The organism is Nonomuraea sp. NPDC049309 (assembly GCF_043196965.1).
GTDB lineage: Bacteria > Actinomycetota > Actinomycetes > Streptosporangiales > Streptosporangiaceae > Nonomuraea > Nonomuraea fastidiosa.
Genome location: NZ_JBICSH010000006.1, coordinates 164783 through 190924, shown reverse-complemented (window position 1 = coordinate 190924; position 26142 = coordinate 164783). Strand labels below are relative to the sequence as shown.

Genomic DNA, 26142 nt, shown 5'->3' with positions numbered 1-26142 from the left:
ACTGCGCCCCCCGTGCTCGCACAGGAGTTCCCACCGCACACCCCTCCCCCACCGTCGCGGCCGGGGTCCCCTCGGTGAACCAAGGCGGTGATGGCCGAGGTCCCTCGGGCGGACAAGAGCGGCGGCCGAGGTCGCTTCGAAGGGGCGGCTCACCACCGCTGCGCCCCTCCCCCACCGTCGCGGCCGCAGTCCCTTCGGTTGAAGAGGGACGAGGGCTCAGGTCCCTTTCGGGGGCGGTCCGTTCGGGTGGGGAGCGGAAGGCGGGCGACGGTTGAGGGGGCCCTGAGGGTGAGGTCAGCCGCCGGTGCAGACCGTCTGGGGGCGGGGGCGGTACTTGGTGGTGACCTTCTTGTCCTTCTTGACCACCTTGCCGTCCTTGTGGAAGACGCGGGTCACGTCGATGGTGAAGCCCTGCTCCCCCGTCGTCGGCACGCAGCCGGGCGCGGTGCTGACCTCCCGCCGGAACGGGGTGAAGTCCCGCCGCTCCGACTCCACCGCCTCGATTTTGTCGTACCGCTTGACCCCCCACAGCGTGACGGTCACCGACGTCGGGGTGGAGGCGGTCTTGATGAGCACGCCGTTCTGGGAGTCGTTGCGCCACTTGAGGTCGGGGTCGGGCCAGAGAAGCGTGGCGTCGCGCCCGGCGGGGAAGCGGGCGGAGTAGTAGTCCATGGGCTGGTGTTCGACGTCCTCGAACCCGGCGAAGTACGCCGCGTTGTACAGCGTGGTCGCGAACTGCCCGCCTCCGCCGCCGACGACGTTGACCGTGCGCCCGCCGACGACCTGACCGGCCTGGACGTACCCGTCCTCGGCGGTCCGCTCGCCGAGCGCCTCGTTGAGCGAGAACGTCTCGCCGGGCCGCACCACGTAACCGTCGAGCTTTTCCGCCATGCGCCTGATGTTGGTGACGCGCGGCTGGCAGCAGTCGAAGGTGGTGGTGAACGACGCGGCGATCTCCTTGATGCCGAGCCCCTGGATGCGGGAGGTCTCGACGGTGGGGGCGACGGTGCCGAGGCGTACCTCGATGACCCGGCTGCCGCCCTGGTCGAACACCTTCTCGGCGTCCTTGGCGAGCAGCTTGTCGTTGACGCCGCGTCCCGGCCGCGAGGGCACGAGGACGGGCCTGCCGTTGACGATCTCGTACGTCGCGTCCCTGGGCTGCTGCGCCTCGTCCACCAGGTTGTTCTCGACCTGCTGGAGCACGGCCTTGGCGTTGAACCGCGGCACGAGCCGCCCGTCGCCGTTCACCTCGTACGTGAGGTTCGCCGCGATCATGGCCGGCGGGATCTGCACCTGCTTGGCCCCGGAGGTGAGGGTCAGCGGCGCGGAGACGGCGGCCTTGGCCTTGGTCAGCGCCTCGTCGACGGCCTTAGGGGTGGTGGCGGGCTTGGCGGGCCTGAGGGTGAGCACGACGTTGCCGCCGCCGTTGAGGAACGCCTTGCCGATCCTGCGGATGGCGTCGTCGCGGTCGAGCAGCACGCCGTTCTCGGGCATGCGGGCGCGCGGCTGGAGCCCGTTGAAGACGATGCGGCCCTCGCGGGCGGGCTTGTCGACGGTGCCGGCGAGCCCTTCGACGGTCCTGGCGAGCTGGGCGGCGTCGAGGGTGATCTTGGGGGTGAGCTCGGTGGTGCCGGTGAGCCCCCGCCAGACCTCCTCGGGGGTGGGGAACCCGCTGGGCGCCTGCCCGATGGTGGCGACGACGTCGAGTTCGAGCCCGGCCTCGTCCGGCTGGATCGTCTCCTTCTTGCCGCCGATGTCGGCGATGACGGGCTTGCTGAGCTTGGTGGCCAGCTCGGTACGCAGCTTGTCGGCGGCCTTGGTCACGGTCAGGCCGCCGATGTCCACTCCGGCGACCCGGGTGCCGCGCAGCACGGAGCCGGACATGAGCACGGCGGGCACCACGTACGCGAGCGCGGCCAGGATCACGATCACCGAGACGATGACGGGCAGCAGCCGGCGGCGCCGTGGCGGCTCGGGCTCTTCGAAGGACGACGGGCGTTCCGGCGTCCCGAAGACGGGCGCGGGTTGCGCGGGCTTCTCGGAGGCCATGGGCCAGGGTTGCGCGGGCGGCGCCGCCGGCGGCAGCGTCCCGCCCTTGCCCGCCGTGCCGCCCGCGGCGCCCGGGCCTTGGGCCGGTCGGGCCTCCTGCCGGTCCGGCGGACCGAAGATGTCCCGGGAGACTCCGGGGGGCAGCCCTTCGATCCGCGGCTTCTTGGAGACCTTCGACGTGGGTAGAGGCACCGAGGCGAACGGGTCGGTCGGTGATTCGATCGGTCCGGCGTTTCGCACGCCTCAATCTCCTCCCGGTCCGCAGCCAAGTCTCAGGCAACAGTAAGGCACGCAGATCCGCATATGTCACGGGAAATGGATACGGAAGTGTGTCAACCTAGCCACCGGTAGCGATGCTCGGGCCGCCCGGCGGTCCCGTAACGGGGTCTCAGCTCGGCCTGGCCGACCGCGCACAGGTACTCCAGATAGCGGCGCGCGCTCACCCGCGACAGGCCCGTGAGCTGGGCGGCCTCGGCCGCGGACAGGTCGCGCCCGGCCTCGCGCAGCGTGTCGGCGACCAGCGCGCAGGTGGCCGCGGACAGTCCTTTGGGCATGGGGGCGGCGGACGGCAGGAGGCCGAAGAGCCGGTCCACGTCGTCCTGGCGCGCCTCGGGGCCGATGGCGGTCAGGCGCTCGCGGGTATCGGCGTACTGGCGCAGGCGCTCGGTGAGCGCGGCGGCGGTGAACGGCTTGATGAGGTAGTTGACCGCCCCGCCGCGCATGGCCTCCCTGACCGTGGGCACGTCGCGGGCGGCGCTGATCATCAGGACGTCCACGTCGTCCAGCGCCTTGAGCACCTCCAGGCCCGACATGTCGGGCAGGTAGATGTCGAGCAGCACCAGGTCGGGCCGCAGCTCGGCCGCGGCGGCGAGCGCCTCGGCGCCGGTGTGGGCGACCGAGACGACCTCGAAGCCGGGCACCCTGGCCACGTAGCCGCTGTGGATGCGGGCCACCATGAAGTCGTCGTCCACGACCAGCACCCGGATGGCGGTCTCGGTCATGTGGCGGTCCTCGCGGGCAGCAGGGCGGTGAAAACGGCGCCGCCGTCGTTGCGTACGCGCACCCAGCCTCCCCGGCGCAGGCACGCCTGCCGGGTGAGCGCGAGCCCCAGCCCGCGCGGCCCCGAGTGTGCGGCCTTGGTGGTGAAGCCCTCCCTGAAGACCTCCTCCACCAGCTCGGGCGCGATGCCGGGGCCGGAGTCGCCGACCCGCACGTGCAGCCCGTCGGCATCGGCGCGTACGGACACCTCGATCGTGCCCTCGGCGCCGTCGAGCGCGTCGATGGCGTTGGCGACGAGGTTGCCGACCACCAGCACCGCATCGCGCGGGTCGCCGAGCGCGCCCTCGGGCACCGAGGAGTCGTCGGAGAGCACCAGCCTGGCACCGCGCTCCGCCGCCTCGGCCGACTTGGCCATGAGCAGCGCGGCCAGCGTCGGGTCCTGGACGCGTTCGCGCACGTCGGTGGCGTTGGTGTCGTGGGTGGTGCGGGTGATGAAGCCGATGGCGGCCTCGTGCTCGCCGAGTTCGAGTAGGCCGACCACGGTGTGCATGCGGTTGGCGAACTCGTGCGCCTGCGCCCGCAGCGCCTCCGTGGCGCTGCTGGTGTCGTCCAGCTCGCGGGCCAGGCGGACCAGCTCGGTGCGGTCGCGCAGGGTGACCACCCAGCCGAGCTGGCGGCCGCGCACCCAGACGGGGGTGCGGTTGAGCACGAGCACCCGCTCGCCGTGCAGCACGATGCGGTCCTCACCCGGGTCGGCGCCGCCGAGCACGTCGCGCATGCGGTCGGAGACCGGCATGCTGTCCAGGTCCTCGCCGACGTCGCCGAGCAGCTCGCGGGCGGCGTCGTTGACGAGCGTGACCCTGCCCTCCATGTCGAGGGCGAGCAGGCCCTCCTTCACGCCGTGCAGCACGCCCTCGCGCTGCTCGAGCAGCGCGGCGATCTCACGCGGCTCCAGCCCGAACGTCTGCCTGCGCACCCGCGCCGTGATGAACGCCGCCAGCGCGAGCCCCGCGAGCAGCACCGCGCACGCGGTCCAGATGAGCGGCGGCAGGGCGTCGAAGAGCTGGCCGGTGACCGTGGTCTCCAGCACGCCGACGGAGACCAGGCCGATGATTTCGCCGTACTCGTCCCTGATGGGCGTCTTGCCCCTGAGGGTGGTGCCGATCGTGCCCGTCTCGACGCCGACCCAGCTCCGGCCGGTACGCAGGACCGTGCTGCCGTCGGTGGACAGCTTCTTGCCGATCAGCGAGGCGTTGGGATGGGCGTAGCGCAGCTGCCGGGTGTCGGCGATGACCACGTAGTCGGCGCCGGTCTCGGCCTGGACGCTCAGCGCCAGCGGCTGCAGCACGCTCTCCGGGTGCTCCAGCTTGAACGCCTCACGCACCTGCGGCAGCGCGGCCACCGACTGGGCGATCGCCAGCGCGCGCTGCTCGTGCAGCGAGTCGAGCTGGTCAAGGGTGTGCTCCGCCCACACGGCGGCCGTGCCGCCGGCGGCCAGCAGCACGATCACCATCTGGAGCGCGAAGAGCTGCGTGCCGAGCGAGGCGTCACGAACCCTTCTCAGCCTGTTCATCGTGGCTCATCGAAACAAAAGCAGGTCACGTCCGGGTCGCGACCAATACGACCACTACGACGGCAACCACACAAAGTCTCGACGCGGCGGGAAACGGACCTCACCATGCCACTCCCGACGACTGTGAAACCCCCCCATCTTGGAGTGAACATGCGCTTGCGCGTATTCGCCGCCCTCGCGGCACTCACCCTGGGCGCGTTGACGGCCTGCGGCGGCGCCGGCGGAGGCGGCACGTCCGCGAACGCCACCCTGCGCATCATGGCCCCCGCCGCGCCCGGCGGCGGCTGGGACCAGACCTCCCGCGTGGCCGAACAGGCGCTCAAGGCCGCCGTGCCGGACCGCAAGGTCGAGGTGTACAACGTGCCCGGCGCGGGAGGGACGATCGGCCTGGCCCAGCTCGCCGGTGAGAAGGGCAACGGCAACCTGCTGATGACGATGGGCCTGGTCATGGTGGGCGCCATCGAGCAGAACAAGTCGAAGGTCACGCTGTCCGAGACCACGCCCATCGCCAAGCTGACCGAGGAGTACGAGATCGTCGTCGTCCCGGCCGAGTCGCCGTTCAAGACGCTCGCCGACCTGGTCGCGGCCTGGAAGGCCGACCCGGCGAAGGTGTCGATCTCGGGCGGCTCGGCGGGCGGCACCGACCACATCGTGGCCGGGCTGATGGCCAAGGCCGCCGGCGTGGACCCCAAGCAGGTCAACTACATCGCGCACTCCGGCGGCGGCGAGGCGCTGAACGAGCTGCTCGGCAACAAGGTCAGCGCGGGCATCTCGGGCGTCGGCGAGTTCGCCGAGCACGTGAAGTCCGGCAAGCTCCGCGCGCTGGGCGTCACCTCCGGCGAGCGGCTGCCCGACGTCGACGCCCCCACCCTGAAGGAGGCCGGGCTGGACGTCGAGCTGTCCAACTGGCGCGGCTTCGTGGCCCCGGGCGGGATCTCCGACGCCGACAAGCAGGCCCTGACCGACCTGATCACCAAGATGCACGACGCCCAGCCGTGGAAGGACGCGGTGGCCAAGAACGGCTGGATCGACTCGTTCCAGACCGGGCAGGAGTTCGCCGACTTCCTCGCCGCCGAGCAGGCCAGGGTCAAGGGCATCATCGCCGAGATGGGGCTCGTGTCCTGATGGCTCGCTGGTGGCGGCCCGAGCTCGGGCTGGCGCTCGTGGTGCTGCTGCTGGGCGTGTTCGTCATGGTCGGCACGCTCGACGTGTCGGCCGCGGCCTCCCAGCTCGGCCTCGGGCCACGGTTCTTCCCCATGCTGGTGGGCGGCGCGATGGTGCTCATCGGCCTGTTCTACGTGGCCGACGTGCTGCGCGGCGGCCGCGCCGACCCCGAGGAGAGCGAGGACGTGGACGCCGACGCGCCCACGGACTGGCGCACGCTCGGCCTGGTCAGCGGCGTCTTCCTGGCCTTCGCCGCGCTGCTCGACGTGCTCGGCTGGATCATCGGCGCGAGCCTGCTGTTCTTCGGGCTGGCCGTCGCGCTGGGGGCCGGGAACCGGATGCGCGCGGCCGGGATCGCGGTGGTGATGGGCGTGGTGACGTACCTGCTGTTCGTCAAGGGGCTCGGCGTCTCGCTGCCCGGCGGGCCGCTGGAGGGGCTGATCTGAGGTGACCTCGTTCCAGCTCCTGCTCGACGGCTTCGCCGCCGCGCTCACCCCCGTCAACCTCCTGTACGCGCTCGTCGGCGTCACGCTCGGCACCCTCGTCGGCGTGCTGCCCGGCATCGGGCCCGCGATGACCGTGGCGCTGCTGCTGCCGATCACCTTCACCGTGCCGCCGACCAGCGCGTTCATCATGTTCGCCGGCATCTACTACGGCGGCATGTACGGCGGCTCGACCACCTCGATCCTGATCAACACGCCCGGCGAGTCCTCCTCGATGATCACGGCGCTGGAGGGCAACCAGATGGCCAGGCGCGGGCGGGCGGCGCAGGCCCTCGCCACGGCCGCCATCGGCTCGTTCGTGGCCGGCACGATCGCCACGGCGCTGCTCGTGGTGGCCGCGCCCGCGGTGGTGAGCTTCGCGATCGCGTTCGGTCCCGAGGACTACTTCGCCCTCGCCATCCTCGCCTTCACCGCCGTCTCGTCGGTGCTGTCCCGCTCGATCGTGCGCGGCCTGGCCTCGCTGGGACTCGGCCTGGTGATCGGGCTGATCGGCATCGACCAGCAGACCGGGCAGGCGCGGCTCACGCTCGGCATCCCGCAGCTGCTCGACGGCATCGACGTGGTGATCGTCGCGGTCGGCCTGTTCGCGCTCGGCGAGTCCCTGTACGTCGCCAGCCGCCTGCGGCACGCGCCTCCCGAGGTCGTGCCGGTGGGCCGGGCCTGGATGGGACGCTCGGACTGGCGGCGCTCCTGGAAGCCGTGGCTGCGCGGCACCGCTCTGGGCTTCCCGTTCGGCGCGCTGCCCGGCGGCGGGGCCGAGATCCCCACGTTCCTGTCGTACGCGGCCGAGAAGCGCCTGGCGAAGGGCGTGGCCAAGGAGGAGTTCGGCAAGGGCGCCATCGAGGGCGTGGCCGGTCCCGAGGCGGCCAACAACGCCTCCGCGGCCGGCACCCTGGTCCCGCTGCTCACGCTGGGCCTGCCGACCTCGGCCACGGCCGCGATCATGCTGGCCGCGTTCCAGCAGTACGGCCTGCAGCCCGGCCCGCAGCTCTTCGACCACAACCCGGCGCTGGTCTGGGGCATGATCGCGTCGCTGTTCCTCGGCAACACGATGCTGCTGGTGCTCAACCTGCCGCTGGCCCCGGTGTGGGCGCGCATGCTGCGCATCCCCCGCCCGTACCTGTACGCCGGGATCGTGCTGTTCGCCGCGCTCGGCGTCTACGCGCTCAACGGCACCGTCGTGGACCTGTTCGTCCTGTACGTGCTGGGCCTGCTCGGGTACGCCATGCGCCGCTTCGGCCTGCCGGTCGCGCCCGCCGTGATCGGCATGATCCTGGGGCCGATGGCCGAGGTCCAGCTCCGCAGGGCGCTGGCCATCGGGGCGGGCGACGTGACCGTGCTCGTGCGCAGCCCGGTCGCGGTGGTCCTGCTCACGCTGTCCCTGCTCGCCCTGCTCAGCCCGCTGATCAGGCGGTGGTACGCCCGGCGCGCCGCCCGCACGGCGGAACCGGCCGGCTCGTAGCGGCCCGGACGCAGCGGCCCGGACGCAGCGGGAGGGCCCCGCCGATGCGGCGGAGCCCTCCCACGGGGTCGCTGCCGGGCGGCTCCGCCCGCTACGCGGGGCCGCCCGGCGCGGGTCACTCCTGGACGCCGAGCTTCTCCAGGATGAGCTGGCGGGCCCTGGCCGCGTCGGCCTTGCCCTTGCTGGCCCGCATCACGCCGCCGACCAGCGCACCGGCCGCGGCGATCTTCCCGGCGCGGACCTTCTCGGCCGCGTCGGCGTTCTCGGCCAGCACCTGGTCGATGAGCGCCGACAGCTCGCCCTCGTCGTTGACGATGCGCAGGCCGCGCCGCTCGACGACCTCGTCGGGCGTGCCCTCGCCGGCCAGCACGCCTTCGAGCACCTCGCGCGCCAGCTTGTCGTTGAGCGCGCCGGAGGCGACCAGCTCGGTCACCCGGGCGATCTGCTCGGGCGTGATCGGCAGGTCGGCCAGCGCGACACCGGTCTCGTTGGCCCGCCGCGCCAGCTCGCCCATCCACCACTTGCGGGCGTCGGCCGGCGGCGCACCGGCCGCGACCGTGGCCTCGACCAGGTCGATCGCGTCGGCGTTGTGCATGGCCTGCATGTCGAGGTCGGACAGGCCCCACTCGGCCTGCAGCCGCTTGCGCTTGACCGACGGCAGCTCGGGCAGCGCGGCCTTCAGCTCGGCCACCCACGCCTTGTCGGGCGCGATCGGCACCAGGTCGGGCTCGGGGAAGTAGCGGTAGTCCTGCGCCTCCTCCTTGGACCGGCCGGAGGTGGTGGTGCCGGTGTCCTCGTGGAAGTGGCGGGTCTCCTGGATGATCTTCCCGCCGCCGGCCAGCACCGCCGCCTGCCGCTCGATCTCGCTGCGCACGGCGCGCTCGACGCTGCGCAGGGAGTTGACGTTCTTGGTCTCCGTACGGGTGCCCCACTCCGACGACCCGCGCGGCATCAGCGAGACGTTGACGTCACACCGCAGCGAGCCCTCCTCCATGCGCACGTCGGAGACGCCCAGCGAGCGCATGATCTCGCGCAGCTCGGTGACGTAGGCCCTGGCCACCTCCGGCGCGAGCCGGTCGGCGCCCTCGATGGGCTTGGTCACGATCTCGACGAGCGGGATGCCGGCGCGGTTGTAGTCGACGATCGAGTAGTCGGCGCCGTGGATGCGGCCCGTGGCACCGCCCACGTGGGTGGACTTGCCGGTGTCCTCCTCCAGGTGCACCCGCTCGATGCCGATCCTGACCGTCTTGCCGTCGACCTCCACGTCGATGTAGCCGTCGTAGCAGAGCGGCTCGTCGTACTGGGAGATCTGGTAGTTCTTCGGCATGTCCGGATAGAAGTAGTTCTTCCGGGCGAAGCGGCACCATTCGGCGATCGAGCAGTTCAGCGCCAGGCCGATGCGGATCGTCGACTCGATGGCCTTCTGGTTGGCCACCGGCAGCGCCCCGGGCAGCGCCAGGCAGGTGGGGCAGACCTGCGTGTTGGGCGGCGCGCCGAAGGTCGTCTTGCAACCGCAGAACATCTTCGACTTGGTGCCCAGCTCGACATGCGTCTCGAGGCCGAGCACCGGCTCGAAGCGCTCGAGCGCTTCGTCGTACGGCATGAGCGTACCGGCAGTCATGGTGAGGTCCTCAGTTTCAGCTCGTTGCGTGTCACGCCAGCTCCGGTGCCTTGGACAGCAGGCTGCCGCCCCAGCGGCCCTCCAGCGCCTGCTCCACGGCCGCGCCGACGCGGTAGCAGCGGTCGTCGGCCAGGACCGGGGCCATGATCTGCAGGCCGACCGGCAGGTTGTCCTCGTCGGCCAGGCCCACCGGCACGGAGATGGCCGCGTTGCCCGCCAGGTTGGACGGGATGGTGCACAGGTCGGCGAGGTACATCGAGATCGGGTCGTCGGTGCGCTCGCCGATCGGGAACGCCGTGGTCGGCGTGGTGGGCGAGACCAGGACGTCGACCTGCTGGTAGGCGGCCTCGAACTCGCGCGAGATGACCGTGCGCACCTTCTGGGCCTGGCCGTAGTAGGCGTCGTAGTAGCCGCTGGACAGCGCGTACGTGCCGAGCATGATGCGCCGCTTGACCTCGGGACCGAACCCGGCCGCCCTGGTCAGCGCCATGACCTCCTCGGCGCTGCGGGTGCCGTCGTCGCCGACGCGCAGGCCGTAGCGCATGGCGTCGAAGCGGGCCAGGTTGGACGAGCACTCCGACGGCGCGATCAGGTAGTAGGCGGGCAGCGCGGTCTTGAACGACGGGCAGGAGACCTCGACGACCTTGGCGCCCAGCGACTCCAGCAGCTGCACGGCCTCGTTGTAGCGGGCCAGCACGCCCGGCTGGTAGCCCTCGCCGGAGAACTCCTTGACCACGCCGATGCGCATGCCGGCGACGTCGGGGTGCTTGGCCGCCTCGACCACCGAGGGCACCGGCGCGTCGATGGAGGTGGAGTCCATCGGGTCGTAACCGGAGAACGCCTCGTGCAGCAGCGCCGCGTCGAGCACGTTACGCGCGAACGGGCCCGGCGTGTCCAGCGAGCTGGCGAAGGCGATCAGGCCGTAGCGGGACGAGCCGCCGTAGGTGGGCTTCATACCGACGATGCCGGTGACGGCGGCGGGCTGCCGGATCGAGCCGCCGGTGTCGGTGCCGGTGGACAGCGGCGCCTCGTACGCGGCCACGGCGGCGCTCGACCCGCCGGAGGAGCCGCCGGGCACCCGGCTCAGGTCCCACGGGTTGCGGGTGACGTGGTAGGCGGAGTTCTCCGTCGAGGAGCCCATCGCGAACTCGTCGAGGTTCGTCTTGCCCAGGATGACCAGGCCGGCCTCGCGCAGGCGGGCGGTGACGGTGGCGTCGTACGGCGGCCGCCAACCCTCGAGGATCTTGGACGCGGCCGTCGTCGGCATGTCGCGCGTGGTGAAGATGTCCTTGTGGGCGACCGGCACGCCGGCCAGCGGGCCCAGCTTCTCCCCCGCCCGCAGACGGGCGTCCACCGCGCGGGCCTGCTCCAGCGTGGTCTCACGATCGATGTGGAGGAAGGCCTGGACCTTCGGCTCGACCTCGGCCATGCGGTCGAGGTGCGCCTCGGCCACCTCGACGGCCGACACCTCGCCCGCAGCGATCATCGCGCCGAGCTCGGCGGCGGTCTTGCGGATCAGGCTCATGCCTCCTCCCCGAGGATGCGCGGCACCCGGAAGCGGTCGTCCTCGACGGCGGGCGCGCCGGCGAGGGCCTGGTCGGGCGTCAGGGACTGTCGCACCTCGTCGGCACGGAAGACATTGGTCAGCGGAAGCGCGTGCGACGAAGGCGGCACATCCTCGGCGGCGACCTCGGCCACCTTCGCGACCGACTCGATGATCGCATCGAGCTGGGTGGCGTAGTGATCGAGTTCGTCGTCGCTGAGCGCCAGCCTGGACAACCGGGCCAGGTGTGCGACCTCGTCGCGGGTTATGGCGGACATGAGTCGTTGAACCCGTTTCGTGGATGGAGTCTTTGGACACTGCCATCCTAGGGGTCTTGACGTAGCACCCCCGAACGCATTATCCGGTCAGGCCGAGCTGACTTCCGGCTGGTACTCGTAGTCCACCGAGCCGCCCGTGCGGTCGCGCAGCCAGACCGCGGCCTCCTCGGCGGGCATCGGCTCGCAGAACAGCCAGCCCTGCCCGATGTCGCAGCCCAGCTCGACGAGGCGCATCGCGACCTCCTCCGACTCGACGCCCTCGGCGACCGAGCGCAGGCCCAGGCTCCGTACGAGGTCGACGATGGAGCGGACGATGCGGTAGTCGTCCTCCGACTCGGCGATCCGGCGCACGAACGAGGCGTCGATCTTGACCTCCGAGACGGCCAGCCGCTGCAGCCTGATCAGCGAGGAGTAGCCGGTGCCGAAGTCGTCGATCGCGAGCGGCACACCCAGCGCGGCCAGCGCCTTGATCGTCTCCTGCGTGTACGCCTGGTCGCCGGTCAGGATGCGCTCGGTGACCTCCAGCTGGATGGCGGTCGGCGGCAGCGCGTACTTGGCCAGGCCCACCCCGAGCTGCTCGGGCAGTGCGGAGCCGAGCAGGTCGCGGGCCGAGATGTTGACCGAGATCTGCACCCGCAGGCCCGTGTGCCACCAGGCGGCGGCCTGCCGCATCGCCTCCTCGATCACGTACGCGGTGAGCTGCCGCATCAGGTACGACTGCTCGGCCAGCGGCACGAAGTCGGCCGGCGCCACCGGCCCGTGCACGGGATGCCGCCAGCGCAGCAGCGCCTCCACGCCCTGCACGTCGCCGGTGCCGAGCGCCACCTTGGGCTGGTAGTGCAGGCGCAGCTCGCCGTTGTCGATGGCGCGGCGCAGGTCGCCGAGCAGGGTCAGGCGTTCCGGCGAGTTGCGGTCCTTGTCGGGCTGGTAGAGCTCGACGCCCGTACGGCCCTCCTTGGCCAGGTACATCGCCACGTCGGCCCGCTGCAGCAGCAGCTCGAAGTCGGGCGCGTGATCGGGGTAGAGCGCGATGCCCACCGAGGCGTCGAGGTCGAACGTCATGCCCTCCAGGCGCACCGGCTCGGTGAGCGCCGCGCGCAGCCGCGCCGCGACCTCCCTGGCCGCGTGGGCGTCCCTGATCGAGGGCAGCAGCACGGCGAACTCGTCGCCGCCGAGCCGCGCCACCACGTCCCCCGGGCGTACGGCGTGGGTGAGCCGGTGGGCGACGAGCTGCAGCAGCCGGTCGCCGACCGGGTGGCCCATCGTGTCGTTGACCTCCTTGAACCGGTCGAGGTCGAGGAGGAACAGCCCCACCCGCTCGTCCTGGCGCACCTCGGCCAGCGCCTCCTCGGTGCTGACCACGAGCATCTTCCTGTTGGGCAGGCCGGTCAGCTCGTCGTGCATGGCCTGGTGGTCGCGGCGCAAGGAGAGAGTGGCGGTGAAGTAGACGGCGGCCAGCGGGGCCACGAACAGCGGCACCAGCCCCGGCGAGTGGTTCATGACGACCACCACCAGCGGCGCGAGGCCCAGCAGGCCGATGTACACCAGCGCTTGGGGGCCGACGCTGGCCCTGAGCACGCGTACCAGCGAGCGCCGCTCGTGCAACGCGACCGCGCCGCACACGAGCGCGCCTCTGACCAGGAAGTACGCGATCCCCGCCGGCGCGATGGCCAGCAGGTCGTCACCCGCGGGCACCCAGGGCGCGGCCGGGCTCGGCACGATGCCGAACAGGCTCAGCACCACGGCGGCCGCGATCAGCGCCAGGGAGGACTGCGCGATGTTGAACATGACCCGATGCCACGCCTTGCGCGTCACCGCGCCGTTCATCGCCACCGCCACGGCCTGCATGAGCACGGCGACGGGCAGTCCGAGGTGCAGCAGCACCGCGAAGGTGAACATGGTGGACGGGTACGTGCCGCCCACGGCGGTGGCCGACGACACCATGACGGGCCGCAGCTCGCCCAGGATCACCAGCACCGCCAGCACCCAGAACAGCGGGGTGTTGGCGAGCTCCACCAGACCGGACGGGTCCAGCCGCAGCATGGCCACCAGCAGGCCGGTGAAGCCGATCACGGTGACGCCCGCGAGGTAACCCCACAACGGCGTGCCGACGCGTGGCCCTGTGTCGCGGGTGTCGGTTGGGTCAGTCATCGGTAACAGAACCCCCATTAGGTCACTATGGGAGGGTACGACCTTCACCCCACTTCGCGAAACCAAGCGCGTACGTTCCGTCACTTCTCCTTTCCGACATATACCCAAAAAGCACCCTGTGTAGCAAACCGAGCACACAGCGACCCCAACCTACGCCGAAGCAGCCTGAACCCGGGCAACGCCCACACGGCTCGCATAGAAGACGACCAACCCCCACAAACGGTTGCCCATAGCTGTAAACAACCCGTCAGAGGGTGGACGGGGGCTGTTCGGGGGTGGACGGGGGCTGTTCGGGGCTGTCGGGGGTGAACGGGGGCTCTTCGGAGCTGTCGGGGATGGGCGAGGGCTGTTCGGGGCTATCGGGGATGGGCGAGGGCTGTTCGGGGCTGTCGGGGATGGGCGAGGGCTACTCGGGGCTGTCGGGGATGGGCGAGGGCTACTCGGGGCTATCGGGGATGGGCGAGCTCCTTCCGGGTGTCGTGCCGGTGGGCTTCCGCGCTGTCGGGAGGTCGCCTGTTGCGCGGCTGCGGATCCTGCCCGCGATTGCTGCGGATGCTGCCCGCGATGTGCTGGGCGTGGCGGTTGTGGACCGCGCTTGCGCTTGTGCTGTTCGGGCGGGGTGCTACAGGGACGGTTCGCGTTTTCGCGCGTTGCGTGGTCGGGGCACCGCCGCACCAGTGCTATCACCTGGCCGGTGAGCGAGTGATTCTCTGGTCCGCCGCAAGCCTGTCCTGGTTCGCTCGTTTTGCAGGGGTGAGGGTGTCACTCTAAAGCGTCGAATGACCTGAAACGTCTCTGGTGTTCACGCTCGTCGAGTGACCTGAAACGTCTCTGGTGTTCACGCTCGTCGAGTGACCTGAAACGTCTCTGGTGTTCACGCTCGTATCGGGGAGCGCCGGCTGGGTGCCGTCGTGTCGAGCGGCGTCGTCTCTTGCCGAGGAGAGCGGCCCTGACGGTCCGTGGCCGCCTCCGGCGGTGTGCCGACGGCCCGCGCGATGGCTTCCCGTGGTCGGTTCCGGGGCCGCCGGGACGAAGGGTGCGCAGCTCCGCTCCGCACCCGCTCCGACCACACGGACGCTCACCGCCCGCACCCCGAGCCAACCCCTCCACCCGACGCCACCCAACCCCCAGCACACCCACACAGAACCGCACCGCCCACACACCCAGCACGACCACACCAACGGACCACCCACAACACCCCGAACCAGCCCCCACCACCCGACCCCACCCAACCCCCAGCACACCCACACAGAACCGCACCGCCCACACACCCAGCACGACCACACGGAAAGGGGGCCGCCCACACACCCAGCGCCGCCACACCAAAAGGGGCCGCCCACGCCGCGAGCAGCCCCCTCACGCGCAGGCCGGGCGCCTCCGCCCGGCCCGCTCAGTCGTCCGGTGTGGTGGCCACCTGGGCGGCGGCCTCGGGGCCTTCGTTCAGCAGAACCTCGAAGCCGGCCCGATCCAGGATCGGCACCTTCAGGTCCACGGCCTTGTCGTACTTCGACCCCGCGTTCTCCCCCGCGATCAGGAACGACGTCTTCTTCGACACCGAGCTGGACACCTTGCCGCCCCGGCTGGTGATCTCGGCGGCGGCCGAGTCGCGGGTGTAGCCGTCGAGCGTGCCGGTCACCACGAACGTCAGGCCCTGCAGCGTCTGCGGCCCCTTTTCGGGCGCGGGCTCGTCTTCCATGCGGACCCCGGCGGCCCGCCACCGCTCGATGATCTCGCGGTGCCAGTCGACCTCGAACCACTCCTTGATCGTGGCCGCCACCTTGGGACCGATGCCCTCGACGGCCGCCAGCTCCTCCTCGGAGGCGTTCATGATCGCGTCCATCGAGCGCATCGCGTCGGCGAGCGCGCGGGCGGTGGGCGGGCCGACGTGGCGGATGGACAGCGCGACGAGCACCTGCGCAAGCGAGGACTGCTTGGCCCGCTCGAGCTCCTCCATCAGACGCAGGGCGTTCTGGCTGGGCTCGCCGTTGACGTTGGAGAAGAACGTGACGACCTTCTCCTTACCGGTCTTCGGGTCGATCTTGGGCAGCCCGGTCTCCTGGTCGCGGACCACCGACTTGATCGGGATGAGCCGGTCGAGGGTGATGTCGAACAGGTCGGCCTCGGTGCGCACCACCGGCTCCTGTGGCGGCAGCGGCTGGGTGAGCGCGGTGGCCGCGACATAGCCGAGCCCGTCGATGTCGAGCGCGCGCCGCCCGGCGGCGAAGAACAGCCGCTCGCGGATCTGCGCCGGGCAGCCGCGCGCGTTGGGGCAGCGCAGGTCGGCGTCGCCCTCCTGCTCGTACGCCAGCTCGGTGCCGCACTCGGGGCAGTGGGTCGGCATGACGAACTCGCGCTCGGTCCCGTCGCGCAGCGCCACGACCGGCCCGACGATCTCGGGGATGACGTCGCCCGCCTTGCGCAGCACCACGGTGTCGCCGATGAGCACGCCCTTCTTCTTGACGATCGCGGCGTTGTGGAGCGTGGCCCGCTCGACCGTCGAGCCCGACACCGTGACCGGCTCCATCACCGCGAACGGCGTCACCCGCCCGGTGCGCCCCACCCCGACCTGGATGTCGAGCAGCTTGGTGTTGACCTCTTCCGGCGGATATTTGTAGGCGATCGCCCAGCGCGGCGCGCGCGAGGTCGAGCCCAGCTCCCGCTGGGTGCGGAAGTCGTCGATCTTCACCACGACGCCGTCGATCTCGTAGGGCGGGTCGTGGCGGTGGACGCGGTAGTGCTCGATGAACTCGTTGACCTCGTCGAGCCCCGGCACCACCTTGTACAGGTCGCTGACCGGCAGCCCGAACTCGCGCAGCCGCTCGTAGCACTCCGACTGCGCGCGCGGCTCCTCGGAGCCCTCCCACACGCCGATGCCGTGCACCAGCATGCGCAGCGGCCGCTGGGCGGTGATGCGCGGGTCTTTCTGCCGCAGCGTGCCGGCCGCGGAGTTACGCGGGTTGGCGAACGGCGCCTTGCCCTGCTCGACGAGCTGCTCGTTGAGCTTTTTGAAGTCTTCGACCGGGATGTAGACCTCGCCGCGCACCTCGACCAGGCTCGGCACGCCGTCGCCCGTGAGCCGGTGGGGGACGCCCTTGATGGTGCGGACGTTGTCGGTGACGTCGTCGCCGGTGCGGCCGTCGCCGCGGGTGGCGGCACGCTCCAGCTTCCCGTCGCGGTAGACCAGCGCGACGGCGAGCCCGTCGATCTTCAGCTCGCACAGGAAGGGACCGGGGTGGCCCTCGGCGAGCCGCTCGGCCCGCGACACCCAGGCGGCCATGTCGTCGGCGTTGAACGCGTTGTCGAGGCTCTCCATCCGGGCGAGATGCTGAACCTTCGCGAACTCCCCCGAGACCGGCGCGCCCACCTGCTGCGTGGGCGATTCGGGCGTCTGCAGCGAGGGATATTGCTCCTCCAGCGCGAGCAGCTCTTTGAACCACTCGTCGAACTGGGCATCGCTCACCGTGGGCTGGTCGAGCACGTAGTAGCGCCAGCGCGCCTCCTTGACCAGCTCGCTCAGCTCGGCATGCCGCTTGAGCGCGGTCACCGGCACGCCCTCGACCTCGCCGCCCGCCTCACTCACGCGACGTCTCCTTCCGTACGACGACCTGAGCAAACGCTACCGCCGGCCACCGACAAAACCATGTCTCAGCCGCCTTCGCCCGCGGGATCGTCCCTGAGCACCTGGGCCGCCTTCGTGCACGCGGCAAGCGCCTGGCGCGCGTAGGCGGGAGAGGCGCCCGCCAGCCCGCACGCCGGGGTGAGCACGACCTGCTCGGCCAGCCGGTCGGCCGGGAACCCCAGCCGCCGCCACAGCTCCAGCGCGGGCTTGGCCACCACGCCGATGTCCGGCAGCCGGGTGTCGGTGCCGGGCACGACGCCCATGAACAGCGTCAGCCCCGCCTCGAACAGCTCGCCGAGGTCGTCCTCGTCACGCCGCCGCAGCAGCGAGGCGTCCACCGACACGCCGCGCACGCCGGCCCTGCGCAGCAGCGCGAACGGCACATCCGGCGCGCAGCAGTGCACCACCGGCGACTCGAAGTGGCGCAGCGACTCCTCGACCCGCCACTCCTCGACCGCGGGCAGCCGCCCGAACCCGGACGCGGTCGGCACCGTACCGGCCAGCACGCCGGGCAGCCCCGGCTCGTCGAGCTGCAGCACGATCTCCGTCACCCCGGGCAGCCGCCTGCGCACCTCGGCGCAGTGATCGGCCACGCCCTGCGCCAGCGAGGCGATCAGATCGCGTACGGCGCCCGCGTCGGAGAGCATCTTGTCGCCGTGCTTGAGCTCGATCGACGCCGCCAGCGTCCACGGCCCGCAGACCTGCAGCTTCAGCGGCCCCGCGTACTCGTGGCCGACCTCCTCGAGACCGTCGAGGTCGCGGCGCAGATGATCGACGGCGCGCTGGTGGTCGCGCCCCGGCCGGTCGGTCAGCCTCCATCCCGAGGGCTGCACCTCCACGGGCAGGTCGATCAGCAGCCCCGCGCTCCGCCCCACCATGTCGGCGCCGACGCCCCGCGCGGGCAGCTCCGGAAGGTACGGCAGCCCCGGCACCTCGCCGAACACGACTCTGATCGCCTCAAGATGATCGGAACCGGGGTGCGAGCCGACCCCGGTGGCCTCCCCTATAGACATGTGCACAAGCGTAGGCTCTGCCGCATGAAGCTCACGAAGCACGATCACGCCTGCGTCCGCGTGGAGAAGAACGGCAAGGCGCTGGTCATCGACCCGGGTGCGTTCGCCAAGGGCCCGGTGCTCGACGGCGCCGACGCGGTGCTCATCACCCACGAGCACGCCGACCATGTGGACGTCGACCGGCTCAAGGCCGCATCGCCCGATCTGGAGATCTACACGTGCGAGGGCGTCGCGGCCCTCCTGACCGAGGTGCCGGGAAAGGTCCAGGTGGTACGCCAGGGCGACGGCTTCGACGTGGCGGGCTTCCGCATCCGGGTGTTCGGCGAGTGGCACGCCTACAACCACCCGGACATGGCCATCGTGCAGAATGTCGGTTTCCTGATCGACGACGAGGTCTTCTACCCGGGCGACGCGCTGACCGATCCCGGCGTGGAGGTGCCGACGGTGCTGGTGCCGACCGGCGCGCCGTGGCTCAAGCTCGCCGAGACCGTGGAATACCTGCGCAAGCTCCGCCCGGCGCGGGCGTACTCGACGCACGACGGCCTCTACAGCGAGATCGGCCTCGGCCTGGTGGACAACTGGCTGCGCATGGAGGCCGACAAGCAGCAGGCCGACATCCGGCGGATCCCGGTCGGCGAGTCGGTGACGATCGGCTAGACGATCGGGCGGTCGGGCCGGCTGGACGGTCAGGCGGCGGACATGATGGTGGCCGACCCGATCACGACGTCACCCGAGTAGAGCACGGCCGCCTGCCCGGCGGCGACGCCCGTGGCGGGCCGGTCGAGCTCGATCGTCAGGCCGTCGCCGGTCTCTTCGAACCGGCACGGGTAGACCTCGCCGTGCGCCCTGAGCTGCACGGTCAGGTCGTCGTAGCGCGACGGGCCGTTCCAGACGGGGCGGCCACAGGTGATCGTGGTGACCTCGAGCGCCGAGCGCGGGCCCACCGTCACCGTGTTGGAGACCGGCTCGATCGACAGCACGTAGCGGGGGCGCCCGTCGGGCGCGGGACGGTCGATGCGCAGGCCCTTGCGCTGGCCCACGGTGAACCCGTGAGCGCCCTGGTGGGTGCCGACGACCTCGCCGTTCTGATCGACGATCGGGCCCTCGGCGGTGCCGAGCCGCTTGGCCAGGAAGCCGCGGGTGTCGCCGTCGGCGATGAAGCAGATGTCGTGGCTGTCGGGCTTGTCCGCCACCGTCAGGCCGCGCCGGGCGGCCTCCGCGCGCACCTCGGCCTTGGTGGAGTCGCCCAGCGGGAACATCGCGTGGCTCAGCTGCTCGCGGGTGAGCACGCCCAGCACGTACGACTGGTCCTTGCTCTGATCGACGCTGCGCGACAGCACGCCGTCGACCAGCCTGGCGTGGTGGCCCGTGGCGACCGCGTCGAAGCCGAGCGCGAGCGCCCGGTCGAGCACCGCCGCGAACTTGATCTTCTCGTTGCAGCGCAGGCACGGGTTAGGCGTGCGGCCCGCGGCGTACTCGGAGACGAAGTCCTCGACCACGTCGCGCTGGAAGCGCTCGGCCATGTCCCAGATGTAGAACGGGATGCCGATGACGTCGGCGGCGCGGCGCGCGTCACGCGAGTCCTCGATCGTGCAGCAGCCCCTGGCGCCCGTGCGGTGGGATTGAGGGTTGGCCGACAGCGCGAGATGCACACCGGTGACGTCGTGGCCGGCCTCGGCGATGCGGGCGGCGGCCACCGCTGAATCGACGCCGCCCGACATGGCGGCAAGCACACGCAATCCCATGACGCATCCAGCGTACTGTCCGGGCGGGAGTGCGCGACCATGGCATGGGTCTGGAAGGATTCGTCCATGCGACTGTTCGGGCGCAAAGACGCAGACGAAAGGGCGGGCCAGGGGGAAGCGGCCATCGCCGGATTCTGGACCTGGTGGCAGGAGAACGGGCCGCGGCTGGACGCGCTGGTGGCCTCCGGCGAGACCGGCGAGCTGGAGGAGCTGCTCGCGGCCCCGGTCGCCGCGATGGATCCGGCGCTGGTCTGTGAGGTGGCGCCGGGCAAGGAGGCCGCGCACGCGCTCGTGGTGACCGCGGAGGGCGACGCCGAGCTGCGCCCGCTCGCCCACCGCTGGGCCAAGGCGGCGCCGCCCGCCGACCTGCTGTGGGAGTTCCACCCGTCGCGTCAGGCCGACCCGCGCGCCGCCGAGCGCACCATCGAGGTCGGCGAGTACGCGGTCGGGATCGACAGGATGACGCTGGGGCTGCGCGTGCCGCGCAACCAGGCCAGGGTCGACGTCGCCGCCTACCACCCGGTCTTCGGCGAGCTGGAGCCGGACGACCGGATGCAGACCACGCTGCGCGCCCTCGACGCGCTGCTCGGCGAGGACGAGGTGGCCAGGTGGATCGGCGAGATCACGGCGGTCGCGTTCGAGCCGATCGACGCCGTCGCGGCCGTCCACCTGCCCGCCGTGGTCGCCGACGTGGCCTCGGGTGTCGGTGAGGACGAGTGGGTGCTGCTCGAGGGTCAGGCCGGCGGCAAGCCGCTGGTGGCCACCGCCCGCTACCCGCTGCGTCCCGTCGACCATCCGCTGTGCGACCAGCACATCGCCATCACGCTCCCGTACGACGAGCGCGACGAGCGGGACCTGCCCGCGAGCGGCTCGCTTGAGGCGCTGCGCGACCTCGAGGAACGGCTGACCGCGCGCCTGGGCGAGCTGCCCGCCGACGCGCTGCTCGCGGTGCACCTGAGCGCCGACGGTCACCGCGTCGTCCACGTCTACGCCGACCCGGACGCCGGCGCCGCCGCGGTCGCCGAGGAGCTGGCCTCGGGCTGGCGGGAGGGCAAGGCGCTGGTGGACGTCTCACGCGACCCGGCGTGGACGGCCGTCGCACCGTTCCTCACCTGACGTACGCTGACCGCCGCCCCTGGCCGCCTCATGCGGAACCGGCCCTGCTGACCCTCTCCGAAGAGCCGCCCGCGGCCGCGCGGGTCAGCCGAGGCCGGCGCGGCGGGCGCGCTCCACGGCGGCCGGCAGCACCTCGATGAGGCGGTCGACGTCGTCGCGCGTCGAGGTGTGGCCCAGCGTGAAGCGCAGCGAGCCGCGCGCGGTGGCCGCGTCGGCGCCCATGGCGAGCAGCACGTGGGACGGCTGCGCGACCCCCGCGGAGCAGGCCGACCCGGTGGAGCACTCCACGCCCTTGGCGTCGAGCAGCATGAGCAGCGCGTCGCCCTCGCAGCCGGGGAAGGAGAAGTGGGCGTTGCCGGGCAGCCGGTCGTCGGGGTCGCCGTTGAGCACGGCGTCGGGCACGACCTCGCGTACCCGCCTGATCAGCTCGTCGCGCAGCTCCGACAGGCGGCGGGCGAGCGCCTCCTGTTCGCGTACGGCGACGCTGACGGCGGCGGCGAACGCGGCGATGCCGGGCACGTCGAGCGTGCCGGAGCGCACGTCGCGCTCCTGACCGCCGCCGTGCTGCACGGACACCGGCGTCAGCCCTCTGGCCAGCAGCAGCGCGCCGACCCCGACGGGACCGCCGACCTTGTGCCCGCTGATGGTGATCGCGTCGGCGCCCGAGCCGGAGAACGACACAGGAAGCTGCCCGACGGCCTGCACCGCGTCGCTGTGGAACGGGATGCCGTGGTCGTGGGCGATGGCGGCCAGCACCTGGACGGGCTGGACGGTGCCGACCTCGTTGTTGGCCCACATGACGCTGACCATGGCGACGTCGCCGGGGTCGCGCTCGATGGCGGCGCGCAGCGTCTCGGGGTGGACCCGGCCGAGCTCGTCGACCTCCAGCAGCTCGACCTCGGCGCCCTGGCTGTCGGCCAGCCAGTGGGCGGGGTCGAGCACGGCGTGGTGCTCGACGGAGCTGATGAGCACGCGGCGGCGCGGGCGGCGCGCCCAGTAGAGGCCCTTGACCGCGAGGTTGTCGGCCTCGGTGCCGCCCGAGGTGAAGACGACCTCGCTTGGCCGCGCGCCGAGCGCATCGGCTATCGTTTCACGCGACTCCTCGACCACCCTGCGTGCCTGACGACCGGCCGCGTGCAGCGAGGAAGCATTTCCCACGCGTTTGAGTTGATCCGTCATGGCCTCGATCGCTTCGGGCAGCATGGGGGTGGTCGCCGCGTGATCAAGATAGGCCGACGGTCTGGTCACCCGTTCAGGGTATCTCGTTTGCAGCTGTACCGTCCGGACGGTACAGTAGAGGCATGCGAAGGAACGAGCTTTTGGACGCGGCGGAGGAGATCCTCTGCGACCAGGGCTCGACCGCGCTCACCCTGGCCGCGGTGGCCGAACGGGCGGGCGTCAGCAAAGGCGGCCTGCTGTATCACTACGGCTCCAAGGAAGCCCTGATCAAGGGCATGGTGGAGCGGCTGATCGACGACTTCGACGAGCTGGTGGCCGCCCAGACGGGCGCGACCTACACCGAGCGCTACCTGGCCGCCACGCTGGCCGCCGTACGCTCCGGCCGTCTGCGACGCTGGGCCGTCGTCACGGGGGCGTCGGGCAACGTGCTGCTGCTCGCACCGCTGCGCGAGGCGATGGCCCGCTGGCACCGCGAAGGGCTGGACGACGAGCCCGATCCGCTGGCCTCACAGATCGTCCGGCTGGCGTGTGAAGGGCTGTGGGACGTCGCAAGCCACGACCCCGAGCTGTACAGCGACGAGGACCTTCAGGCCCTGGAGCGCCGCCTGACGGCGATGCTCACCCCCGGCTGACCGCCGCCCCGGCGCTCCGCCGAGGCCGAGGCTCCATCGGAGCCGAAGCCCAGAGGCAGGAAGGCCAGGGCCGGAACCCGGACCGAAGCCGAGGCTGACGGCCGAGACTGACGGCCGAGACTGACGGCCGAGGCTGAGTGACGCCGCCGGCGACACGAGCAGAGGCTGCGACCGAAGCCGTGGGACCGAGGCCGAGGACCGAGGCCGAGGACCGGAGCCGAAGCAGTAGCCGAGGACCGGAGCCGAGGCTGGAGGCCGGGACCTTTCGCTGTGCCCCCAGGGCGAGCGCCCCACAACGGCTCTTCTCACCCCCTCATCCCCCCATGGCGCCTTCACGGGCGCCCGTTCCGACCTGCGCCGCACCGGCTCCCGGTGCGGCGCTCGGCGTGCCGAGACGCGGCCCGGCGTGTGCCGGTCCTGCGGCTTCGGCGTGCCCACAAGCAGTGACCCAGACGTACACGTACGACGACTTCAGTGAGGTGTGGCCTTATGACCCGCGAGCTGAGGAGTGCCCGTCACGGGGCGGTCCTCACCTTTGTCCTTGCCGGCCTGATGGTGGGCACGATGACCGTGCGCATCCCCGCCCTGACCGACAAGCTCGGCCTCTCCGAGGCCATGGTCGGGACGATCCTGCTGGCATGGGGCCTGGGCGCCCTGGTGACGATGCAGTCCATGCGCCGCGTCATGGCGCGCGTGGGCAGCCGGGCGGTGTTGCGGGCAGGTGGTCCACTGACGGCGCTGGCCCTCCTCGGCGTGGGCCTCGCTCCCGACCTGCCGCTGCTGGTGACGGCCGTGGTGCTGTTCGGCATGGCGTTCGGTGTCATGGACGTCGCCATGAACTCCCAGGGGTCGACCGTCGAGCAGGCCTACCGCCGGCCGCTGATGAACGGCATGCACGCCGGCTGGTGCGTGGGCGCCATCTCGGCGGGCGCGCTCGGCAGCCTCGCGATCACCGCAGGCCTGCCGTTCACCACGCACGTCACGCTGATCGCGCTGCTCGCGCTGCCGGTCCTGGTGCTGCTCGGCCGTACGTACCTGCCGGAGCAGCCCTCCGTGGCCGCCGCGGCGCAGGGGCGGCGCCGCATGCCTCCGGTCGTCTACCTGCTGGGCGCGATCATGTTCTTCGCGTTCATGGTTGAGGGCACCGTTGCCGACTGGAACGGTCTCTACATGCGCAACGAGCTGGGCGCGCCCGAGGCCGTCGCGGCGCTCGGCTACCCGGTGTTCGAGGTGGGCATGCTCATCGCCCGGCTGACCGGTGACCGGCTGCGGGTCAGGTTCGGGGTGCGCGGCATGCTCAGCGTGTCGGGCGTCGCGACGGCCGGGTTCTTCGCGGTCGTGCTGCTCGCGCCTTCCGCGGTGGTCGCCGTGTCGGCGATGTTCTTCGTCGGGCTCGGCGTGGCGACGATCTCGCCGCTGACGATGTCGCTGGCGGGCACCGCGACCGACGCGCCCGGCCCGGCGATCGCGCAGTCAGGCGCCATGGGCTACGCCGGGCTGCTGCTCGGCCCCGTGGTGATCGGGTTCCTGTCGGACGCGGCCGGCCTGCGTACGGCGCTGAGCATCGGCGTGGGCCTCGGCGTGCTGATCGCGCTGGCCGCCCGCCTGCTCCCGCACGGCGAGCCCGCCCAGGTGACCCGCCTGCCCGAGCCCGAGCCGGAGCCGGAGCCGGAGCGCGAGCCGGTCAGGGCCGCCGCCTGAGAGTTCTCTGTGGATCGGCGCGGGCGGCCCGGCATCTCGCCCTCTGCGCCGCCCGCACTCACAGAGAACTCACAGAACCCCTCAGAACACCTCCAACCAGTCGCTTCAGGCTGGATCGCATGATCCAGCTCAATGGACTGACCAAGCGCTACGGCGAAACCGTCGCCGTGGACCACCTCACCTTCACCGTGCAGCCGGGTCTGGTCACCGGCTTCCTCGGTCCCAACGGCGCCGGCAAGAGCACGACCATGCGGATGATCATGGGCCTCGACCTGCCCACGTCCGGCACGGTCACGATCAACGGCCGGCGCTACCACGAGCTGCGGCACCCGTTGCGCACGATCGGCGCCATGCTGGATGCGCGGGCCGTGCACCCGCGGCGGAGCGCGTACAAGCACCTGCTCTACCTGGCGCAGTCGAACGGCATCCCCGAGTCCCGCGTCGGCGAGGTGCTGGAGCTGGTCGGGCTGGCGGACGCGGCGGACCGGCCGGCCGGCGGGTTCTCCCTCGGGATGGGCCAGCGGCTGGGCATCGCCGCCGCCATGCTCGGCGACCCTCCGGTGCTGCTGCTCGACGAGCCGATCAACGGGCTGGATCCCGAGGGGGTGCTGTGGGCGCGCAACCTGATGCGCGGGTGGGGCGCCGAAGGACGCACCGTTCTGGTCTCCAGCCATCTCATGAGCGAGATGGCGCTGACCGCCGACCGGCTGGTGGTGATCGGCAGGGGGCGGCTGCTCGCCGAGGGCGCCATCGCGGACTTCACCGCGCGGGGGTCGGTCGTGGTCGTCCGTACGCCTGACGCCGGTCACTTCGCCCGGCGGCTCGTGCTCGCGGGCGCCTTCGTCGAGCCGGGAGACACCGGCGAGCTGCTGGTCAACGGCATGTCACCACGCGACGTCGGCAGGCTGGCCGCGGCCGAGAACGTCACGCTTCACGAGCTGAGCATCCGAGAGCCCTCACTGGAGGAGGCATTCATGGAACTGACCCGCGACGCCGTCGAGTGGGGTGCGGCCCGATGATCGACGCAGGAGCGCTCAAGGCCGAGTGGACGAAGTTCAGCAGCCTCCGGGCGACCATGGCGCTGTCGGTGGCGGCGGTGCTGGTGTCGGGCCTGTTCGGCTGGATGTTCGGCAACGCCGCCGCCACCGAGTACGCCACGCTCACCCCGCAGGAGCGGCTCGGCTTCAACCCCGTCGAGCAGGGCATGCGCGGCGTGTTCCTGGTCCAGGTGCTGCTCGCGGGCCTGGGTGCGCTGATCGTCTCCACCGAGTACGGCTCCGGCACCATCACCGCGAGCGTGGCCGCCATGGGCAGGCGCGGCCGGCTCCTGGCCGCCAAGGCCGGCATGACGGTGCTGAGCGCCCTGCCGGTGAGCGTGGCCTCGATCGTCCTGATGTTCACGGTCAGCCAGAGCACGCTGGCGGCCGGCGGTGCCATGGCCGCGACTCCCGGCGATGCGACGGCGCTGCGGCTGCTGTTCGGCGGGCCGATCGTGCTGACGCTGATCGCGCTGTTCGGGCTGGCGCTCGGCGTGCTGGTGCGCAGCACGGCCGCTGCGGTCAACGTCTCCGTCGTGTTCCTGCTGCTGCCCATCCTGTCGAGCGTGATGCCGGGCTTCCTGCAGGTGGCCGTCAGGTTCTTCTGGCCCAACGCGGCGCCGTTCCAGGCGATGTACGGAGCGGAGAACGTGCCTGGTTTGTTGGGATATGGGCTTATTGTGGCGTTTGTCGTACTCATGCTGGCGGCGGCCTACGTCCGGTTCACCCGGAAGGACGCCTGATGAGTGTGCAAACG

20 protein-coding genes are annotated in these 26142 nt (G+C 71.4%); 9 read left to right on the top strand and 11 right to left on the bottom strand.

The annotated features are described in order from the left end of the window. Positions 1-294: 294 nt before the first annotated feature. The 3 genes from ACGFIM_RS32520 to ACGFIM_RS32510 form a co-directional block, all read right to left on the bottom strand. Positions 295-2289 carry a VanW family protein gene (locus ACGFIM_RS32520; protein ID WP_393208258.1) on the bottom strand — a complete coding sequence of 665 codons (1995 nt, stop codon included), beginning with the start codon at positions 2287-2289 and terminating at the stop codon, positions 295-297. A 92-nt stretch (positions 2290-2381) separates the two neighbouring features. Continuing rightward, on the bottom strand, positions 2382-3050 hold the full coding sequence (locus ACGFIM_RS32515; RefSeq protein WP_393208255.1) for a response regulator: 669 nt from the start codon (positions 3048-3050) through the stop codon (positions 2382-2384). Then, positions 3047-4621, bottom strand: a complete 1575-nt coding sequence (locus ACGFIM_RS32510) for an ATP-binding protein (RefSeq protein WP_393208252.1) — start codon at positions 4619-4621, stop codon at positions 3047-3049. Before ACGFIM_RS32510 ends, ACGFIM_RS32515 begins: the two co-directional genes overlap by 4 nt. A 150-nt stretch (positions 4622-4771) precedes the next feature. Between ACGFIM_RS32510 and ACGFIM_RS32505 the strand changes: the two genes are divergently transcribed. From ACGFIM_RS32505 to ACGFIM_RS32495, 3 genes are read left to right on the top strand one after another with little or no spacing between them, the layout of a single operon-like run. Then, positions 4772-5746 (top strand): Bug family tripartite tricarboxylate transporter substrate binding protein, encoded by a 975-nt coding sequence (locus tag ACGFIM_RS32505; protein ID WP_393208249.1) that lies wholly within the window; start codon positions 4772-4774, stop codon positions 5744-5746. Next, entirely contained in the window at positions 5746-6231 is a 486-nt protein-coding gene (locus ACGFIM_RS32500; RefSeq protein WP_393208246.1) for a tripartite tricarboxylate transporter TctB family protein, read from the top strand. Before ACGFIM_RS32505 ends, ACGFIM_RS32500 begins: the two co-directional genes overlap by 1 nt. A gap of 1 nt (position 6232) precedes the next feature. Further along, positions 6233-7750: a tripartite tricarboxylate transporter permease gene (locus ACGFIM_RS32495; RefSeq protein ID WP_393208244.1), complete on the top strand. Its 1518-nt coding sequence runs from the start codon at positions 6233-6235 to the stop codon at positions 7748-7750. Between the two features lie 115 nt (positions 7751-7865). Here ACGFIM_RS32495 and gatB read toward each other — a convergent pair whose 3' ends face one another. The 6 genes from gatB to ACGFIM_RS32465 all read right to left on the bottom strand — a co-directional run bounded on the left by gatB (position 7866) and on the right by ACGFIM_RS32465 (position 17975). Further along, positions 7866-9371: an Asp-tRNA(Asn)/Glu-tRNA(Gln) amidotransferase subunit GatB gene (gene gatB, locus ACGFIM_RS32490; protein WP_393208241.1), complete on the bottom strand. Its 1506-nt coding sequence runs from the start codon at positions 9369-9371 to the stop codon at positions 7866-7868. A gap of 31 nt (positions 9372-9402) precedes the next feature. Then, positions 9403-10896 carry an Asp-tRNA(Asn)/Glu-tRNA(Gln) amidotransferase subunit GatA gene (gatA, locus tag ACGFIM_RS32485; protein ID WP_393208239.1) on the bottom strand — a complete coding sequence of 498 codons (1494 nt, stop codon included), beginning with the start codon at positions 10894-10896 and terminating at the stop codon, positions 9403-9405. After that, entirely contained in the window at positions 10893-11192 is a 300-nt protein-coding gene (gene gatC, locus ACGFIM_RS32480; protein WP_364059075.1) for an Asp-tRNA(Asn)/Glu-tRNA(Gln) amidotransferase subunit GatC, read from the bottom strand. The genes gatA and gatC overlap by 4 nt, the downstream gene beginning before the upstream one ends. An 87-nt stretch (positions 11193-11279) precedes the next feature. After that, positions 11280-13343, bottom strand: coding sequence for a putative bifunctional diguanylate cyclase/phosphodiesterase (locus tag ACGFIM_RS32475; RefSeq protein WP_393208235.1), 2064 nt, complete (start codon positions 13341-13343; stop codon positions 11280-11282). Between the two features lie 1390 nt (positions 13344-14733). Next, on the bottom strand, positions 14734-16923 hold the full coding sequence (gene ligA / locus ACGFIM_RS32470; protein ID WP_393208232.1) for an NAD-dependent DNA ligase LigA: 2190 nt from the start codon (positions 16921-16923) through the stop codon (positions 14734-14736). Between the two features lie 65 nt (positions 16924-16988). Beyond that, complete coding sequence (locus ACGFIM_RS32465) at positions 16989-17975, bottom strand: methionine synthase (protein WP_393208229.1); 987 nt, start codon at positions 17973-17975, stop codon at positions 16989-16991. 24 nt (positions 17976-17999) lie between these two features. On the opposite strand from ACGFIM_RS32465, the gene ACGFIM_RS32460 reads away from it, so the two are divergent. Continuing rightward, positions 18000-18632 (top strand): MBL fold metallo-hydrolase, encoded by a 633-nt coding sequence (locus tag ACGFIM_RS32460; RefSeq protein WP_393208226.1) that lies wholly within the window; start codon positions 18000-18002, stop codon positions 18630-18632. A gap of 29 nt (positions 18633-18661) precedes the next feature. Here the strand turns inward: ACGFIM_RS32460 and mnmA are convergent, their stop codons facing one another. Beyond that, entirely contained in the window at positions 18662-19720 is a 1059-nt protein-coding gene (mnmA, locus tag ACGFIM_RS32455; protein WP_393208223.1) for a tRNA 2-thiouridine(34) synthase MnmA, read from the bottom strand. Between the two features lie 66 nt (positions 19721-19786). Between mnmA and ACGFIM_RS32450 the strand changes: the two genes are divergently transcribed. Further along, complete coding sequence (locus tag ACGFIM_RS32450; protein ID WP_393208220.1) at positions 19787-20836, top strand: DUF695 domain-containing protein; 1050 nt, start codon at positions 19787-19789, stop codon at positions 20834-20836. An 84-nt stretch (positions 20837-20920) separates the two neighbouring features. On the opposite strand, the gene ACGFIM_RS32445 is transcribed toward ACGFIM_RS32450, so the two are convergent. Then, a complete protein-coding gene (locus ACGFIM_RS32445; RefSeq protein WP_393208217.1) occupies positions 20921-22084 on the bottom strand; it encodes a cysteine desulfurase family protein in 1164 nt (387 codons plus the stop codon). Between the two features lie 53 nt (positions 22085-22137). On the opposite strand from ACGFIM_RS32445, the gene ACGFIM_RS32440 reads away from it, so the two are divergent. The 4 genes from ACGFIM_RS32440 (at position 22138) to ACGFIM_RS32425 (ending at position 26128) form a co-directional block, all read left to right on the top strand. Beyond that, positions 22138-22647, top strand: a complete 510-nt coding sequence (locus ACGFIM_RS32440; RefSeq protein ID WP_393208214.1) for a TetR/AcrR family transcriptional regulator — start codon at positions 22138-22140, stop codon at positions 22645-22647. A 489-nt stretch (positions 22648-23136) separates the two neighbouring features. Then, complete coding sequence (locus tag ACGFIM_RS32435) at positions 23137-24348, top strand: MFS transporter (RefSeq protein WP_393208211.1); 1212 nt, start codon at positions 23137-23139, stop codon at positions 24346-24348. A 119-nt stretch (positions 24349-24467) separates the two neighbouring features. Next, entirely contained in the window at positions 24468-25367 is a 900-nt protein-coding gene (locus tag ACGFIM_RS32430; protein WP_393208208.1) for an ABC transporter ATP-binding protein, read from the top strand. Continuing rightward, positions 25364-26128 carry a hypothetical protein gene (locus tag ACGFIM_RS32425; RefSeq protein WP_393208205.1) on the top strand — a complete coding sequence of 255 codons (765 nt, stop codon included), beginning with the start codon at positions 25364-25366 and terminating at the stop codon, positions 26126-26128. Before ACGFIM_RS32430 ends, ACGFIM_RS32425 begins: the two co-directional genes overlap by 4 nt. Positions 26129-26142: the final 14 nt, after the last annotated feature.